General features: G+C 55.0%; 6 protein-coding genes. All 6 read right to left on the reverse strand.

The genetic code is table 11. The features are described from left to right. Positions 1-2: 2 nt before the first annotated feature. Positions 3-6218: a beta-ketoacyl synthase N-terminal-like domain-containing protein gene (locus tag NSU18_RS03490; RefSeq protein WP_341148230.1), complete on the reverse strand. Its 6216-nt coding sequence runs from the start codon at positions 6216-6218 to the stop codon at positions 3-5. A 6-nt stretch (positions 6219-6224) separates the two neighbouring features. Next, complete coding sequence (locus tag NSU18_RS03495) at positions 6225-14495, reverse strand: SDR family NAD(P)-dependent oxidoreductase (RefSeq protein WP_341148231.1); 8271 nt, start codon at positions 14493-14495, stop codon at positions 6225-6227. Further along, positions 14485-15075, reverse strand: coding sequence for an indolepyruvate oxidoreductase subunit beta (locus NSU18_RS03500; RefSeq protein WP_341148232.1), 591 nt, complete (start codon positions 15073-15075; stop codon positions 14485-14487). Before NSU18_RS03500 ends, NSU18_RS03495 begins: the two co-directional genes overlap by 11 nt. Before the next feature lie 7 nt (positions 15076-15082). Next, the gene (gene iorA / locus NSU18_RS03505; RefSeq protein WP_341148233.1) at positions 15083-16831 is read right to left on the reverse strand and encodes an indolepyruvate ferredoxin oxidoreductase subunit alpha; all 1749 of its coding nucleotides are present in this window, start codon (positions 16829-16831) and stop codon (positions 15083-15085) included. 311 nt (positions 16832-17142) lie between these two features. Next, positions 17143-17640: a DinB family protein gene (locus NSU18_RS03510; protein ID WP_341021916.1), complete on the reverse strand. Its 498-nt coding sequence runs from the start codon at positions 17638-17640 to the stop codon at positions 17143-17145. Between the two features lie 224 nt (positions 17641-17864). Beyond that, positions 17865-19394, reverse strand: coding sequence for a methyl-accepting chemotaxis protein (locus NSU18_RS03515; RefSeq protein ID WP_341148234.1), 1530 nt, complete (start codon positions 19392-19394; stop codon positions 17865-17867). Positions 19395-19524 lie beyond the last annotated feature (130 nt).

The raw sequence follows: 19524 nt of genomic DNA on the forward strand, positions 1-19524 counted from the left end.
GCTCACTCTTCAATGAATTGCAGGAAGGACAGCTGGTCCAGCTCCTCCTGAGTCTGCTCTCGCGCCTGTTGCCTGCGGTCCACCCAAGCCCTTTGCTTGTCGAACACCGCCACCGGCAACGGCTGCCTGCGGGGGATATAGCCACTTCGTGCAGCCTCCCCGCATTCCCCGATAATCATGTGCACATTGGTGCCGCCGAAGCCGAAGGAACTGACGGCTGCCCGGCGTTTCTGTCCGTGATTGTCCCAGGCTGAAGCTGCAAGCACCGGATAAAAAGGCGAATGCGCAAAGTCAAAGCGCGGATTCGGCCGGCTGCAATTCAGCGTGGGTACAAGCATCTTGTGATGTACACAGAGTACGGTCTTGATGAAGCTGGCTATGCCCGCCGCACTAAGGCAATGGCCGATATTGGTCTTCACGCTGCCTACCCCGCAGTAGCCGGTGGCAGCGGTGTATTTTTTGAATACGGAAGTCAGGGCCTTCAGCTCAATCGGATCGCCAATCATCGTCCCTGTGCCATGGGTCTCCACATAACCAATTGTCCCCGGGTCGATCCCGGCACGCCGGATGGCTTCAGCGATAACCTCCTCCTGTCCCTGCATGCTTGGAGTAGTCACTCCCATGGTCCGTCCGTCATTGCCCGCTGCCGAAGCTTCGATTACCGCATAGATGCTGTCTCCGTCGGCAAGGGCCCGGTTAAGCGGCTTGAGCAGTACCATCCCGCAGCCTTCCCCGGGCACAATGCCGTTCGCCTCCTCATCGAAGGTATGGCATTTGCCGTCCGGCGACATCGCTCTGGAGGCACTGAACACGAGGTGAGGGCGCTCATCGAGCAGCAGGTCAACTCCTCCCGCTACCGCCATCTCCGATTCACCCAACCGGATGCTCTGGCAGGCCAGATGCAGACTCAGGAGCGAGGAAGAGCAGGCGCTGTCCACTGTGAAGCTGGGACCCTTGAGATTGAAGAAATGCGAGGCATAGGCCGCAATGAAGTTCTGCCCGATGCCGATGATCGTATTCTTATTAATCTCCTGCACCCAGCCGGGATAGGAGCCGGGATGGGCACCGATGAATACACCGACCTTTTTCCCGCTGATTTCCGCCTGCTCATACCCTGCATCCAGCAGGGTCTCTGCCGTTACCTCCAGACACTGCCGCATCAGCGGGCTGATCTGCTCCATATTCTCCTTAATCCCGAAATATCCGCCGTCAAAGCTCTCGATATCCTCCAGGAAGCCTCCCCATTTGCTGATGCTTTTTCCTGCGGCATGCTGCGGGGCATACCATTCATCCTTGTCCCAGCGGCTGGCCGGAACCTCGGTAATACTGTCTATCCCTTCCCGCAGGTTATTCCAGAAGGCCTCCTTGCCGCCCGCTCCCGGAAAATGACAGCCCATGCCAATGACGGCAATCCGCTCATCCGCATTCCCCGGGGAAGCGTGCATATCGTCCGGCAACAGGTGCGTGCTCTGTATTATTGCCTTGCCTTCATGGCTGCGGGAGGTTCGGAATTCCGGTACCCGGCTGTACTGCCCGGCGAATCTAATCTCATTACCAGTCTGTAAGAGCTGCTCTTCGCGTCCCGGCTGTCCGCCGTGATCAAGGTGTTCCGGTTTCTCTGCAAGCTCGGCACGGTTCGGGCAGAGATGCTCCGCCAGTGCACGTATATCCCTAAGCTCGAAGAACAGCGCAGGATCTATACGGGTCTTGAAGACAATGTCCAGCTTCTTAATGACTTCAATCAACAGAATGGAATCTACGCCAATCTCGGCAAAAGGTACATCCTCACGTATACGTTCCCTCGGCAGCTTCAGCTCTGTGCAGAACAGATCCAGTATCAGATTGGATGCCTGCTGCAGTTCCGCTAAGGGAACCGCTATATTCGGGATTCCTGGAGCCGCAGTGCCGGAGCTGCCCGTCTGATCCGGCTGGGATGTCTTCGGTGAAGCTCCCGCCCTGGACCGCTCCGCGCTCGTCCTTAGCCATAATTCCGGTCTATACAGGTCCATGTTGAGAATGGCCGGAATGACGCTTGGCTCCTCCTTGCCGCAGAGGATATCCTCCAGCATGGAGAGACCGTCGGCCAGACTGTGTGCGGTGAGGCCAGTTTCTGTATAGAGCGGACTGAGCAGGAACCCTGAGTCCGCCAGCATCCCTACCTCCGACCAGCTCGGCCAGAGAATCGACTGATAATGCGTGTTGCCCAGGGTGTGCTGGTAATGTGCATACAGGTCCAGATAATAGTTGGCGGCACTGTAATCACTAAGACCCGCAGCCAGCAGTGGGGCCAAGGCTGAAATGGAGGAGAACAGAACGAAGAATTCCAGTTCATCCCCGGCGAACACCTGCTGGAGGGAAGACATCGCTTCCACCTTTGGCTCGAATACCTGCTTAATCTCGCTGATGCTTTTATGAACAAAAGCCGGATGCTCATTCAGGCTTGAGCCAGCGCAGTGGATCACGCCGCCTATTTCTCCCCGTTGCTGACGGATATTCCCCATAAAGGACTGGAGCCGCGTGGTATCGGTCAACGATCCGGAGTAGATGTCAATGCAGGCACCGGACGCTTCCAGCTCCATGATCCGCTTGATCCGCGCTTGATTCCCGGGGCTGTGACCCGCGTCAGACAAGATTCCGGACCACTCTGCCCGTGCAGGATACGCCTGGATTCCCATTAGCACCAGCTTCCGCGCCCCTTTTCTGACCAGCAGACGGGCCAACTCGGCTCCGATTCCCCGCGTCCCCCCGGTAATGACATAGACCTTCTCCGGGTCCAGCGATAGCCGGTTGTCCGGTCTTCGGCCAATCCATTTATTCTCCTGCTTCAGGACGGCTAGTACCGGCTCATGGCGGCAGCCGTCCTTGTAAGCTGCCTCCGCTACTGCGGATTCCTGGCATAATTCTGCCTGCACCATTTGAAGCTGAGCCTGAATATCCATGGCCTCGGCTCCGATATCCACTGTACGGGCGGTAATCTGCCTGTACTCGGCACCGATGGTGCGGATTAGACCGGCAACATCAGCACCCGCCAGTGTATGCGTGCCTCCGGGGCCCTGAACACCGCCGGTTAAATGTATGATCCGGAAATTCTTGCCCGCCTGCTTGACTAGGGTCTGCAACAGCATGATTTTGCCGTAGCTCTGCTTGGAGCAAGACTTCGGCCGGACATGAAGATCTGAGAAATCGATGATTCCGTGAAGGGTCAGCTTCATGCCAAGCAGAGCATCAATAAATGGCTGAGTGCCTGCGGTATCAGTGAAATCAACATCCAGTACAGAGTCACGGGCTTGCTGCCGTATTCCGTCACACAGGATCAGCGGCGGATCAAGTGCAGCCTTCACCGCTGCCAGTGCGGCTTCGTCCATCTCTTCGTTGATGATCACAAGATATTGACCGTCCAGCCGTTTTTGCTGTTGCTGAATCCGCTCTGACTTAACCCATTCCTTCTTCAGCAATCCATATTGCCCCCCGTAGATAATCCCGTCAGTCCGGAGCGGAACCATGTGAATGTCCTTATAGAGCAACACTTCTTCACCGTACTCATTCAGCACATGAACGTCATAATGAAGCCCGCTGTTATTGTGACTGTTGCCTATTCCTCCAGATTGAAAATAGAGAAATCTGGCTGAGGCTGCCGGTGACACCAGCCGGATTTCACCGATTTCATAGACGGCTGCGGCCGTGCCGCCGCAAGCGATCATGTCCGCGTTCAGACTTTGCAGCACAGCTTCGGTCAGCCGGGCTGACAGACTATCGTCCGCCTGCTCTAACGCCGCTTGGGAGATCTCTACCAGCTGTCCGCTTAAGCTGCTGTACATACAGGTAATGACCAGGGCCTGATCTTCATAAGCCATGCCTTGGTTCTCCAATATACGGTAGACATCCTCCCCGGTCCGCACCTGCGCCGCTTCCTGCTGGAGCTTGCAGATGTCCACGATTGCCCGTTCCTCCAGCGAAGGGATCAGGTCTGTTCTGGCTGTGCCTGCTGCCAGAATATCCTGCTCTGCTCCTTCACACAGAACAGCGAACCTGAGGGAGCCCTCTTCGTTCTGGAGCCGGATATGCAGCTTACCCGGCTGCCTGCCGGCAACCGGATGGGAGAATTGCACCCGCTCCAGAGCCGTAATCTCCGATGTGCTGCCTCCAAGAACAGCAGCCTGTACGCCCATAGCGAGCAGTACAGCTTCGCTGAAGACTGCCGTCCCGTATACCGTCTTGCCGGGCATGGCTTGCCTGGCTGCCCTCGGCTCACTGATGAAGCAGATTCCCTGAACTGTGGATATATTGCGGTGTACCAGCGGATGGAGCAGTCCCATATCCACAGTAATGGGGCTTGCGGCACCTCCGCTCTGGACAGTCCTTGCCTTCTCCTCCTCTGCATCAATCCAGCAGCGCATATAGTCGAAGGGATAGCCTGGCAGCGATACTCTGCGGAAGCTCCTTGGCAGGGGCAGGCTTATGAAGCTAATAGCATAGCCTTTAATGTAATAATTGGCGATTAATTGAGCTGCCTTTGCCCGCTCCTGCGGAGGGAGCCGGTCCTGATGAAATTGTATCAGCAACCGCTCCATCTTAGCCTTGAGCGCAGGATTCACCTCTGTGCTGCTGCCCGATCCGCCGCCGCTGTACCAGCCGGAGCCAGGCTGCCTGAGCAGGTACGCCTCCAGCTCCAGGACAAGCTCCTTTCTGCTTGAAGCGACGAACATGCTGCGGTATGCGTAATGATCTCTGCCTGCCAGCAGCGTATAAGATACGTTGGCCAGTTCCGTTAAGCTTGGATCGTTGCGCAGTGCGTCCAGCAGATCCCGGGCCTTGGCCTCCAGCGCACGGTCACTTTGGGCAGACAAGGGGAACAGAAGAATGCTGCCGTCCTGCTCTCCGTCTGTCCCGCTAAGGATGTCTTCGATATACTCGGCAATAACCACATGGGCATTGGTGCCGCTCATTCCAAAAGAGCTGACCGCCGCCATCCTCGGGCGCCCTTCTTCCCGGCGCCACTCCTCTGTCTGCTTGCCTACGTAGAACGGGCTGTTTTGGAAATCGATCAGCTTGTTCTCCGTGCCAGTATGGAGAGTGGCAGGGATTCTTCCGTGCTTCAGGCTCAGCAGCACCTTGATCAGCCCTGCAATCCCTGAAGCGGACAAGGTATGTCCTATGTTGCCTTTGACTGAACCCAGATGACAGTATTGCTTCCGGTCCGTGAAGGTTTGAAAGCTCTCGGTAAGGGCGGCGACTTCAATCGGATCACCCAGGCGGGTACCTGTGCCATGCGCCTCCACGTAGGTGATATGCTCCGGGTTGATCTGGTATTTCTGGTAAATCTCCCGTTCCAAGGCTGTCTGTGAGAGGCCGTTCGGAGCGGTGATGCCATTGGTTTTGCCGTCCTGATTCACCCCGATACCTGCGATAATGCCATAGATATGGTCTCCGTCCCGCCTGGCATCTGCATACCTCTTGAGCAACACTGCCCCGGCGCCTTCGCCCAGTCCAATACCGTCTGCCTCCTCGGCAAACGGCTTACAGATACCGTCGGTGTTCAGCATCCCCAGCTTGCCCAGTGACATATAGATCCAGGGTTCGAGCATAATCTGCACGCCTCCGGCAATGGCCAGATCGCTCCCGCCGCTGTGCAGGCTCTCACAAGCAAGCGACAATGCCACCAGAGAGGAGGAGCAGGCGGTATCAAGGGCGATGCTTGGCCCCTTTAGATTCAGCAGATAGGATATCCTCGCCGGAATGACCGACAGGCTGTTGCCGGTAGGAACATACTCGTTCGGCTCACCGGCGAACCGTTCCAGGTACTCCCCCTGCTGAAGGCCAACGAATATGCCGCATTTGCTTCCTGACATCTCCTCCAGCGAATATCCCGCGTCCTCTATGGCCTTCCAGGATTCTTCCAGGAACAACCGCTGCCTGGGGTCCATATGCTCTGCCTCCTTCGGCGAGAGGCGGAAGAACAACGGATCGAACTGATCCGCCCCGGGGATGAATCCTCCGTAACGGATATGCGTCTTCTGCTCCGGGCTTAGCTTGGAGAGCTCCCTGCGTTCAGCAGGTGCTTCCTGCACGCAGTCCGATTCCTCAATCAGGTTGTTCCAATACTCCTCTACATTCTCCGCGCCGGAGAATCTGCCGGAGATTCCGATAATGGCGATGTCCTCCCGGCGAACATTCCCTTGACTTGGCGAAGGGTCAGCTGTATACGTTCTGCTTAACATAGGCGCTTATCTTCCCTCCAATAGAAGTTCAAGTTCATTCAGATCAACCGGATCATCCGCCGCCGGTTCAGCATCCCCGGACAGGACTGCCGTGTGACCTGGCATATTAAGAATATGGGCAGTCAGCAGCCGCAGCGTATTGTAGTTGAACAGATCATTGGAGTGCAGGCTCAGGCCAAGTCTGTCATTCAGCTTGTCCACCAGCTCCAGCGTCAGCACAGAGTTCACACCCAGCTCCGAGAATGGAAGGTCGGGGTTGATAGTCCCCGCTTCCCTATAAATGACTTCCTCCAGTGTCTGTTCCAGACATTGCTTCACCTCATAGGCACTAGACGCACTGGGCTGTTCAGCTTCAGCCGGTACTACCGGCGACACTGGACGGGAGCGTTTCATCCGGCGGGGATCACCAGAGATCTGCGGCGGTTCAATGACGAAACGGCTGGCTTCGGAAGGGCCTGCGGCTTGGGCTGCTGAGAAGCTATTGCCGATCCAGTATCTTTGCTTGTCAAAAATATAATTAGGCAGCGGAATCACCCTTGCACAGCTCGGCTCATCATGCAGGAGCTTCCAGTCAATCTTCGCCTTCAGCAGCCAGAGCTGGGCAAGCTGCGGCAATTGTCTATGGGTAATGGCGCTGCGGATGAACTCGTGCCCGGGCCCGTTCTGGAACAGGATAGCCGCGATATCGCGCTGAGGGTCCAGGCTGGCTGTGTAGACATCCGGCAGATTATGCTCTCCGTCAGCGAAGCGGCTCAATAGGCCCTCAAGCTCACTGAGATTACGCACTACAATAGCCACCCGCTCGTCAAAAGCTTCCCGTCCCGCTTGCAGCGTATAGGCGACATCCTCCAGCCGCAGTGTATACTCACCCGTATCCGCCCGTCCGCCGGATAATTCGCCGCTAAGGCTCCGGCTTATCTCGGCCATCAGCTCCCGCAGGGACCAGTTGGTCCACGGTGCGTGCTGAGCGGCAGGGTCATGAAGTAAATCCTTAATCGCACCGGCTAATCTGACCTGATGCACAGCATCCGTACACAGTCCGGCCAAGTCTTCATCGAAGTCGATCTGTCCGGGATTCATGCCAAGCACCTCAGCCACCATATTCAGACATTGCTCCTGAACAGCCTGCACTCTGGCGGCAATATATTCTCCAGTGCCCGAAGTAACACAGCCACCCTTCCGCTGCCGGGCAATGAATGCAGCAAGCTGTCTGGCCTGTTCCCGCAGCTTCTCCCTGCTCTTGGCGGACAGCAGGATTAACTGCTCTCCCTGCTGCGCAGCAGGAATGACTTCCGGCACATATTGCTCGATGATCATATGAGCGTTCGTGCCGCCTGCCCCGAAGGAGCTGATGCCAGCCCTTAGCGGCTGGAGCTTCATCCCTTCCGGCGTCTCCTCCGCCAGCGGTTCCCACCGCTCAAGCGAGCGCTGCACGAAGAACGGCGTTCTTGCGAAATCGATATTCTCGTTAAGCTGCTCGGCCAGAATAGAGGGAACCAGCTGTTTATACTTCATTTGCAGCAGTACCTTGGTCAAGGAAGCCATACCGGCAGCCGATTCCAGATGGCCGATATTGCTCTTGACGGAACCCAGGGCGCAGAACTGGGTATCCGAAGTGGATTTCTTGAAGGCTTTCGTTAAGCCGGCCACCTCAATAGGATCTCCCAGCGCCGTACCGGTGCCATGGGCTTCAATATAACTGATCTGTCTGGGGTGCACGCCCGACTTCATCAGCGCCTCTTCGATCAGCTCGGCTTGGGCGTTCGGGTTAGGCACTGTATATGAGCTGACCTTGCCGCCGTGATTCACCGCCGTTCCTTTGATCAGGCCATAGATCGAGTCCCCGTCCCTGAGCGCCGCCGCCAGCGGCTTCAGCAGGACTGCGCCTACGCCCTCGCCGGGAACATAACCGTCTCCACCCTGGCCGAATGCCCTGCACTTGCCTTCCGTGGAGCCGAAGCGCTGATCGGCCAGGAAGATGTATTTTGCCGGATGCACAATGGTATTGACACTCCCGACTACCGCCAGCTCGCTCTCGCCGTGCCGGATACTCTCACAGGCCATATGCAGGGCTACCAGTGCTGAGGAGCACATCGTATCCACCGCCAGACTCGGCCCCTTGAAGTTGAAATGATAGGAGATCCGGTTGGCAATGGACGCGAACGATGAACGCACATCCACCAGCCGGCCGTTAGTGTATGCTTCCGCGCCAAGGAGCTGATAATGGGAGTTCATCACGCCAATGAATACGCCAACCTTCTTCCCGGAGAGTGTATCCGGCGCCGCTCCGGCATCCTCCAGCGTGTGGTACGCGGTCTGGAGCATGAGCCGCTCCTGCGGGTCCATCAGCTCCGCTTCCCTCGGGGAGATATGGAAGAATCCGGCATCGAACATTTCCACATCCTTCATGAACGCTCCCCATTTGGTATAGACCTTGCCCTGCTTCCCCTTCTCCGGGTGGTAATCCTTACGGTAATCCCAGCGCTCCGGCGGAATCTCGGTGACACAGTCTTGTCCCCGGCACAGCACCTCCCAGAATTCCTCCAGCGTCTCCGCCATCGGATACTGTCCGCTTAAGCCGATTATCGCAATGTCTCCGCCAGCTGCTTCCGCAGCCCGGAACCGGGGATCAGCGGGATGAGCTGCATACAGGGGGGCATGGAACACTTCACTTGCCGCTTGATCTGCAATGATCTGCGGTGCCGGCCCGTTCAATAGCTCTCCATCCCCCGTAGCCATCTCCCGTTCCGCTTCTCCAGCTGACTGCTGAAAGAATCCGGCATGATGCTCCATGAAGAAGCCGGTCAGGCCCGCGATCGAGCTGTATTCAAAGAACAAGGTGCTGGGCAGATCAGAGAAGTCCTTATCGAGAATTCCATTCAGCTCCATGATCATGATGGAATCGATGCCGTATTTGGAGAAATTGCCGTCCGCCTCAATCTGCACTGCCGGAACTCCGGTTGCCTGAGACACGACTTTTTTTAAATATTGCTGAACTGCTGCCTCTACCAGCACAGTCCCGGCAGCACCAGGTTGAAGCTGCGGACGCTTTCCGGCAGCCTTAACGGAAGCACTCAGCACCTGCTCCTCTCCCGCCTTCTCAGCCGCTGTGCCCAGCACCCGGTTCAATTGCTGCGCTTCCCCGCAGGCTACGATGATGCGTGATTCCCCTGTGCGGATCAGCTGCTCCAGCAGCTCAAGACCTGCCCGGGTGTCCAGCTGACCCATTCCGGCCTGGCGGCTGTACTGCACAGCTTCTTCTCCGGTCAACTGCATCGCGCCTTCATTCCACACAGGCCAATTGACCGACAGTGAAGCTCCCGAGCGATATCCTGCCTTAACCTGCTCCGCGCGCAGCACGGCGAACCGGTCCAGATAGCTGTTGGCTGCGGCATAGGCTCCCCTGCCGAAATCACCGATAATGGATGAAAGAGAGGAGAACAGGACGAAGAAATCCAGCTTCTCCTGCCGTGTAGCTTCATCCAGATTCAAGGCTCCTTGAATCTTGGGCAGGAGCACCTCCGCCATCTGTTCCGGAGTGGTCTCCATCAGCGCCATTTCACCCAGTACTCCGGCACAGTGAACGATGCCATCCATAGAATGAAACACCTCTTTGGCCTGCGCAACAATCTGTATGGCAGTATCCCGCTGCGCGATATCGCCGGGCAGATAGATGACCTGCCCCGGACACTGCTGCAGCCGCTGCAGCTCAGCGCTTCTTGAAGCGTCCAGCGCGGCTCTTCCGGTCAGCACCAGATTGGCCTCGTAATGCCGGAGGACATATTCGGCCACCGCAAGTCCCAGCTTGCCCATGCCGCCGGTAATGAGGTAAGTTCCATGTCTGCGGAACCCGCTGAATGCAGCCTCCGGTAAGGATGCCAGCGGCAGAATAGCAAGACTGGTCCGGGCACTGCCAGTATAGGCGACTTCTATATAAGAAGACCGCTGCGGATAGAGCAGCTCCTGCGCCGCATAGAATGGAATTTCTTCAACGGTACTGCAGTACATCACGGACGGATTGAAGCTGCGGTTAATGGACTGTAATGCTTTGGACAACCCTTGCAGCATCCCCGCTTCCGGCTGGCCTCCACAGACTGCACCCAGCAGATAGCGGACCGGATGGTCTTTGTAGAGCAATGTAACCGTCTTGAACAGGTACAGAATCGTGTAGTAACCGGTAAGGAGCCCTGTCTGTGCCCCGTCCCATTCATCTATAACTGCGTCAATTCTTATACCCCTCGACAGCAGCCCGCCCAGCAGCTTGTGAATATCCGCTTCACATCCGGGCCGGATGGTGAACTCTGCCACCTCGTCTGAAGTGCTGTAATCCGTCGCCTGAGTCACACTGATGATGTGGTCCGGTGCCGCTTGCCCTTGGTTGAAGGCGTCTGCGAGCAGATGCCTCCTTCCGTGGTCACGGGTCAGATAGAGCACATTTGTCATCACAGGAGAATGCCCGGAATGAGCGGGGATCTCAGCATTCTGCCAGCGTTCGGTATACAATTGAATGCGGCTTGCCGGATTCAGCGGAGAGTTGCCCGGAATAGCCCGGATCGTGAAGTCTCTGGCTTCCACCAGCACTTCACCCTGCTCATTCAGAATATAGATATTGAACCGCTTCATGCCTGCTGCCTTATCCGCTGTCTCAGGAACAATCTCTGCATAGGAATAGCAGCTTGGTGTGAGCCTGCCGTGAATGATCACTTCCCCTAGCGCAAAAGGAATATGTAGTTTGAGCTGTTTGTAAGCCTCAGCTCCGCCGATCCAGGTTACGGCCCGCAGCGCCGCATCTAAGAGAGACGGGTGCAGCAGGTAGTCGTTGAAGCCGGGCTGCAGATGCGGCGGCAGCTCAAGCTTTTCCAAGGATTCCCTGTCACCGCAGAGCGCTTCAGCCGTTGCCTGAAAGCTTGGCCCATACTGAAAGCCGATGAATCCGGCGAATACTTCGTTGTAACAGAAATCCTTCCCTACAATGGCTCCGCCCCTTGCCCGTATCTCGTCAAGCATGAATCTGCGCGGTACCGCCTGCTGCGGTTTGGCCGCATAGAGCTTACCCGTACAATGAATCACCGGATGGTCCATATCCCCGGTATACACCTGGAACCTCAAATACCCTGAATCCCGGGTAAGCTGAATGGAGACATCCCGCGTATCGGCCACTTCCAGCCGGTTCACCCACAGTACATCCTTAATGGCATGCACCTGATCACCGAAAGCCAGCTCACCAGCGGCTCTGACCATCTCCAGATAAGCTACTCCCGGCAGAATCACCCGTCCATCGACAACATGCTCACCAACGTAGAAATCGCTCGCCTGAAGTGTCTTCACGAACAGCAGCTGCCTTGGACTGGACTTCGCCAGATCAAGCATCGGATGGCCCGGAACCGCAGCAGGCGGCGGAGCAGGCATCCAGTGTCTAGAACGGTTAAAAGCATATCCGGGCAACGGCTGCTTCCTGAAGCTTCCCCCGGGATACAACCGGCTCCAGTCCAGATCTGCCCCGGCCAGCCATAACTGAAGCAGGATCTCTTGGAACCCGGAGATTCCGTCATTCTGGATCGACAGTGAATATACTTCAGAGTCCTTGTCTGACGCTGACAGCCGGATCATCTCGGTCTGCAGAATACTCTGTCCGTCGCTGTGTTCCTGCAGCTGATGCTTCCAGCCCGCCATGTCAGCGATTTCCGGCAGCAGAGTGTTCGCTTCATGCAGATGTGTGTAAGCCCTGTTCAAGCTTAATGGACTCTGCCGTGCATTCAGCTGTTCCCGCACCGCTTCAATAACCCCGGCTGCTTCCGCTTCGGGAGAAGCTAACAGCCGCACTGCCATTTCCTTGGAAATCACCTCTCCCAGGACAAGCTGAACCCATTCATTCAGACGTTCATCCCTTAGAGTGATCCGCTCCGACAAGTCCCATTTCTGATTCAGCTTCAGCAGCGAGCCGTAGGTGATCAACAGCAGCAGAACGCACTGCCACCCCGCCTCCGGGCTATCATTTCCGGCAACCAGCAGCTCTTCCTGATTGAGTATGGAGTCTACAGTCAGCCCCGCCTCTTGTAGGGCCGGAACCTGATCCCAGTCCCGTAAGTACTTCTTGTAAGTGAACTGGGTCCGGCTCAGAATCCGGGCCTTCTCCACATAGTGCCTGAACGCTGCCGCATCAGCTTCGCCGATACGCATACTGCGCAGGTCAGCAATATATGAAGTGCTGATGTTCACGGGCTGAAGCTTCACATGATGAACCGGATCAATGAACGTCCGTTCCGGGCTTCTCAGGACAGTCTCTTCAAACGTGGTCCTGCCGCTAAGAATGCTGTATGCCTGAGCGGGTGTTATCATGCCGCAGACGGCCATAGCGAGCAGCGTTCCTTGCTGTTCGCCGCTCACGGCAGCAATCTCGGCCCCGAGGCCGGTCAGCACCTTAGCGAGTGTATAATTCACTATGAAGGAGTGTGCAGCCAGCTTCTCCTTGCTCCATTTGGCAACTGTGATGCCGCTGCGGACAGAGGACAGCCCTTCAGTCAGCGCAATCTCAGCGATAACCTCTTCAAAAGTCCGGCGGATATACGGTTCTTGCAGGATGCTTTTAATCTCCGGGTACCCTTTATAAATCACATTGGTGAATTGAACCGACCATGCCTTGCAGCCCGGCTCTAACCGTTCAGCGCTGGTTGCAGCCCCCTCAAGGAATTCTGCCAGCTCCTCCTTGTTTCTTACAACCGCGCCGATTCTGTATTCCCGGCAATGCCGTCTGCCTGCCAGCAGCGTTCTGCATAGACCGCCGATGGCAGACCCGTTGATCTCCGCAGCGTTCAAGTACGACTTCCAGGCGGAGATCCCCTCGTTCAGACTGCCGGAATTCAAGGCAGACAGGGCGAAGATCTGCGGCCCCGGAGCCGGTTCCTTGCTTACCCTGGCGGGCTTCGGCGGCTCATAGGCTTCCAGAATGACATGGGCATTGACTCCCCCGAAGCCAAAACCGCTTATGCCTGCCCGCAGTGGAGTCTGTGCATCTACTTGCACCCAGCCGGTATTATCCGTTGCCACCTTGAACGGAGTATGCTCCCAGTCCAGCAGCGGATTCAGCCGGGTCAGATTAAGCAGCTTAGGAATCGTCTTATGCTTCATCATCAGCAGCACCCGGATGATTCCGGCCATCCCGGCGGCACTTGCCAGATGGCCGATATTCGTCTTGACAGAGCCGATGGTGCAGAACTGATTCTGTTCGGTGTACTGTCTGAATACCTGTGTCAGCGCTTCAACCTCAATTGGATCGCCAAGAGCGGTACCGGTACCATGTGCTTCGATATAATTGACTGTTGAAGCATCGACTCCGGATTGACGCAGGGCTGCTTCAATCACTTGCTTCTGTGCGGTCATGCTTGGTGCGGCGATCGTCTGCGACGGACCACAGTGGTTCACGGCACTGCCCCGGATGACACCATAGATATGGTTGCCGTCCCGGATCGCATCCTCCAGCTTCTGCAGCAGCAGAACACCAACGCCCTCCCCCTGCACGAATCCGTCTGCATTCTCGTCAAAAGCCTTGCATTGCCCGTCCCGGCTCATCATATTCGACTTGGAGAAGCTCACATACCGCCAAGGATGGTAAGCGAGGCACACTCCAGCTGCGATAGCGTATTTCGCTTCGCCCGACTGGAGGTTCTGTCTTGCCTTATGCACCGCAACCAGTGAGGAGGAGCAGGCGGTATCCAGGGAGAGGCTCTCTCCAGTTAGACCCAGATAATGGGAGATACGGTTCGCCGCAATGCACTCGAAGTTGCCCAGACCTGCGTAATGATCCACCTGTTCGCCGCCGGACAGGGCGAGAAGCGCATAATCATTGCCGGTTACGCCGACATAGACCGAGGTCCCTTCCTGCTGAAGCGACTCCAGCGGAATGCCCGAATCTTCAAGGCAGTGCCAGGTCTCCTCCAGCAGAATGCGCTGCTGTGGGTCCATGCTGGTTACCTCTCTGGGCGACAGGTTAAAAAAGGTATGATCGAATCTATCTATTCCCTGCAGCGGAGCACTGAATTTCACGATTTGCTCATTGTCCCAGCCTAGCTCCGCACCCTTCTTCAGCCCGTATCTTCCGTTCTCCCAGCGTTCAAGACTGATGGGGCGGATAGAATTCACATGGTTCACCATGTTATCCCAGTAACGGGTGTAGTGACCGGCATCCGGAAACCTGCAGCCGATGCCGACGATAGCCACATCCGGTCCCGCTGCCCCTCCGCGGGGCTTAAGCCTGCTTGCCGAAGCCTTAGAGCTCATACACAGTCTCCTTTTCTTCCATAGCAGCCTGGTCCCTCATCCCTCTCAGCAGGGCGAGAATGCTGTCCTCTTGGTATTGCTTCTTGATATACTTCTCCATCGTGCTCTTCCAGGCGGCGAATTCGAATCCGAGCAGCTGCAGGAGCGCGCCCAGCATGACAAAATTCTCATTCCGCACATTTCCCGTTTCCTTGGCGATGGCCCGTCCTTCAACAAAAGAGACATGCATGTAGCGGCTGAAGCTGTCATCGTATTTCCCCTTGTAAATATCCTCATTCAACTCCGCAAGATTCACGAGCATCCGCCCGTCCTTCTTCAGAAAGCTTCCCCAGCGCAGGGCTTCAATCTGGTCGAAGCCGACGATATAGTCCGCAGTACCCATCTCAATCAGCGGGGAATATATTTTGTCGCCGAACCTGACCTGTGCATGCACGCTTCCGCCTCTTTGCGACATGCCGTGCACCTCGGAGACCTTAACGTCATACCCGAGTGCCACCAGTCCCTGTGACAACACATTGGTTACAGTAATGACACCTTTTCCGCCTACACCGGCCAAAATAATGCTTGTAGCTGTGTTCATCGGTCGCTTAAGCCTCCTTAATGCTGTCATAGGGACATACCTGCTGGCAGATGCTGCAGCCCTTGCATTCGAGCGGATCAATAATGATTTGGCGGTCCACAATTTTGATCGCCGAGCAGCCCAGCATGGTACATTTTTTGCAGTTTACACAGCTGGCGTTGTCATTAACATATTTTCTTTTGGTTTCGGTTTTGTTTTTGAGAAGTTCGCAAGGATGCCTGGAGATGATGACGAATGGTTCAGTGCTGAGCTTGGCGGTCTCCACACACTGCTGCGTTTCTTGGAGGTTAGTGGGGTCGAGTATGATGAGGTTATCCGGTTTGATGCCCAGTGCGAGCACAATATCTTCAATCCGTATAGGCTCCGAAGTACTGCCTTGCAGCGTGCGTCCGGTGCCCGGATTCTCTTGATTGCCGGTCATGGAGGTGGAGCGGTTGTCCAGAATGCAAACGACGATAGGGGTCTTGTTGTAAACGGCGTTCAGCAGCCCGGTCATGCCTGAGTGAAAAAAGGTGGAGTCGCCAATGAAGGCAAATACCTTCTTGCCCAGCGGCTTGAAATCCTGGGTCCGCTGCATGCCTGTGGCCATGGAGATGGATGCTCCCATACAGAGCACCGTATCCAGGGCTTTGATCGGCTCCGTTCCACCTAAGGTGTAACAGCCGATATCTCCGGCGGCCAGAATATCCCTGTGCTGCTTGACCGCGCTGTACAGTCCCAGATATCCGCAGCCTGCACACAGCCGCGGCGGTCGCGGCGGTACTTGGACAGCTTCGTAGCAGTCCATTTCTTCGCGGGTGATGGCTTTCCGGATAATCTCCGGATTCAGCTCACCGCAGACGGGAATGATCTCCTTGCCGGTGCAGGCAATGCCCATGGCCTTCAGGGAGGTCTCGATGAACGGTTCGCCTTCCTCGACTACATAGATCCTGTTGACCTGTGCAGCGAATGCGCGGGCCTTCTCATCCGGGAACGGGTAGCTCATACCCAGCTTCAGCACAGATACTGTATTTCCGAATACTTCCTTAACATATTGATAGGATATTCCGCTGGTGACAATGCCGATATCCGGGGAGCTGAATTCCAGTACATTTAGAGGGGAGGAGTTGGAATAGGCTTGAATTTCCAGGAGATTTGCTTCAATTTCGAGATGACGTCGCCTGGAGATGGCCGGAAGCAGCAGCCGGTCCAGCTTGTTCTTCTTATAGGTCTTATACCTCTCTTCCACAGCCAGCCCTTCCTGGAATTCTACTATTCCTTTGGAATGGGAGACCCGGGTAGTCGTCCTGAACAGGACCGGTGTATTGAAGCGCTCACTGATCTCATAGGCTTCAAGCATCATATCTTTGCATTCCTGGGAGCTTGAGGGTTCTATTAATGGCATCTTGGCATGACTGGCGTAAATACGGTTGTCCTGCTCGTTCTGGGAGGAATGGATGCCCGGATCATCTGCCGAGACAATGACAAGGCCCGCATTCACACCCTCATAGGTCATATTGAATAGCGGATCAGCCGCCACATTGACCCCTACATGCTTCATGGTGGTCAGACTGCGGATACCGGCGATACATGCGCCTGCCGCCACTTCCAGCGCCACCTTCTCGTTGGGTGCCCACTCGGCATATACGCCTTCATAGACACTGATGCTCTCGACAATCTCTGTGCTCGGTGTTCCGGGGTACGATGAAATGATTTTACAATTTGCTTCATAAGCGCCTCTGGCAATTGCCTCATTACCCATCATTAGAGCTTTCATCAGATCGTCCTCTCGTCCATCTCATTTAACAGAAAAGCGCGGCCTCATACACCCCAAAATACTAATTCATGCAATTAACATTTATAGGACTTTATACTTGTTAATAGGATATAGTCAATAATATAGTGTTACTATTAAATTTGTTACTTTTTTTTAATAAATCCCTGCTGTTTTATTCTTAAATCTGCTAAATTTCACAGAATTGAAATAATTAAAAAGCCTGCAACCTAACATCGCAGACTTTTCCATAGAAAAACATATATTTCATTTATTTTGCAAAATATGTCGAATGCATTTGCGTCTTTTGAGCCTTAAGCAGGATACCCGCCCCCCGGCGGCGGCCACGCTCCCTGCAGACGGCGGAGCAGAACAATCTCCCCCAGATGATAGGAGTTATGAGAGGCAATGTTACGTAGAAGCCCGCCCTTGGTTTCTCCTGGAAAATGGGCTAATGGCTCGTCTAGCTGGACGGTCTGGGCAATGGCAACTGCCTTATCGACCCCTTCCAGCAGATGCATAATCGCCTCTTGAAGCTGGGACTCTTCTGCCGGGGCCTTCTCCGCAGGCCAGCTCTCCTGTACACTTGCAGGCGGCTGTGGGCGGCCCCCCTCCAGATGGGTCAGCATGAAGTCCTGCCAGTAGCCCATATGCTTCACCAACTGGTAGATGGAGTAGGGAATTCCTTCTATTGTATAACCTGCAAGCTCAAGTGTCAGATCCGGCAAGGCCCGGGCAATCGGAATATGTCCGCGTTCCCCTACCAGAGATTTCACCAGTGCTTGTCCAAAAGCATGATTGGATTCGGACATCAGTATGCTCCTCCTATTAATTGTGCGTAATATAATTTACCAAAATTCAATATATCCGGATTCTAACACTTTGTCAATAAGCATCCGCCTGTATCTTAAACATCTGATAGTAATGTCCCTGAAGGTCCAATCGCGTTCCGAAATTTGCAACACAAAAAAGCGAAACGCTTGAAGCTTCGTTTCGCTCTTTGATCTTAACTATAGTGTTCCATTCCGGTTAGCCATTATAAAGTACGCAGAATATTTAACAATTCCTCCGACATCCGGCTCACATCTTCAATCGACGCATTGACCTCCTCAGTCAGAGCGGCCTGGGCTTCGGTGAGGCTGGACATGCTGTTAATCCGTGTAATGATGTCGTCAACCTTATCATTCATCTGCTGCATGGTGGTTTCAATGTTGCCCGATGCCGTCTTGCTGTGCTCCGCGAGCTTCCTCACTTCACCAGCCACTATGGAGAATCCCCGGCCGTATTCGCCCGCATGGGCAGCTTCAATCGCAGCATTCAGCCCTAGCAGGCCTGTCTGGTTCGAGATCTCGCTGATGAATTGGGTGATCTCCTTGGTCTCCCCTGTCTTGACCTTGACTTCCATGGCTGCCTTGTGCGATTGTTCCTGGACCTCGGCCATGTCCTGAGCCTGCTCGGTAACCGACACAATGCCGCGGACGATCTCATTAATCGCTGCCAGCAAGCCCTCCATCTGTACATTGACCTGCCGTACAATTTCCTCTTTGGTGACTTCGTGGGTAACATCCCGGATCGTACCGGCAACTCTCAGTGGGATGCCCTGCACATCGCGAACGGTTTCGCCGCCTGCATGGTACCAGCGGTACTCGCCATTTTTGGAGCGCAGCCGGTAGTTCACTTTATAATCCGTTTGCCCGGTGTAATCATTCAGATGATTGGCGAAGGCATCCAGCGTGGGCTGAAGATCCTCGGGGTGTAGCTGGTTGCTCCAGCTGCTTAACAGGTTCGGGAAATCATGCTCGCCTTCAAAACCAATTGTTCTGCGGAACTGCTCTGACCACCAGAACTCATTATCCGGGTTGACCGGATCGCCTGCTATAACCACCATATCCCAAGGGGCTTCAACCAAGGCGCGGTTCACCAGATCGTAGCGGACTACCAGGGCACTCAGCTCGTCCTGCTTGATTTTTTTGTCATGAATATCCAGCAAAGCTCCAGCTACCATAATAGGTGATCCGTCAGCGGAACGTATGGTTGTGCCCGTCGCCTGGAACCATTTGTACTCACCCGCTTTCGTCTTGAGCCGGTATCCGATATCGTACTTGATCGTGCCCGTCCGGTCCAGCATATGATCCGCGAACAGCTGCAGTACGCCCTCTTTATCCTCGGGATGAAGGCAGTTGGACCAGCTCTCCAGCACATTGGGGAAGTCATGCTCATCCGTATAGCCGATCATCCGGCGCAGCTCATCGGTCCACCTGAACTCATTATTCGGATTCACCGGATCACCCTCGTACACATCCATTTCCCATAGGGAGATCTCAATCGCTTCAGTGATCATCTCCAACCGAACCTTGTAATAGTCCTCGCGTTTATGTATCACGGACGTTAGTCGCGTTAACATTGCCTGCAGTTCATCAGGAACTGCGGCAGAATATGTATCGGCTTGCTCTTCATTTCGTTCAGCCCGCTCCACATAGTTTCGTAATAGGCCGATCAGCTGAGGGTCTGTTTGGGGCGGCGCACCTGCGGGTGTGATTCCTTTGAATTTGTTCAGAATAGACATATAATTTCATTTCTCCTCATCTAGTGGTGTCAAATGCATCGGGAAGGCTAGAATGAGTATATAACACACATGAGATTTAATATATAAATTTATATTTAAAATTTAATATAAAACAGCGGCAGAATAAGAC

This window comes from Paenibacillus sp. FSL H8-0048 (genome assembly GCF_038002825.1).
Taxonomy (GTDB): Bacteria; Bacillota; Bacilli; order Paenibacillales; family Paenibacillaceae; genus Paenibacillus_AQ.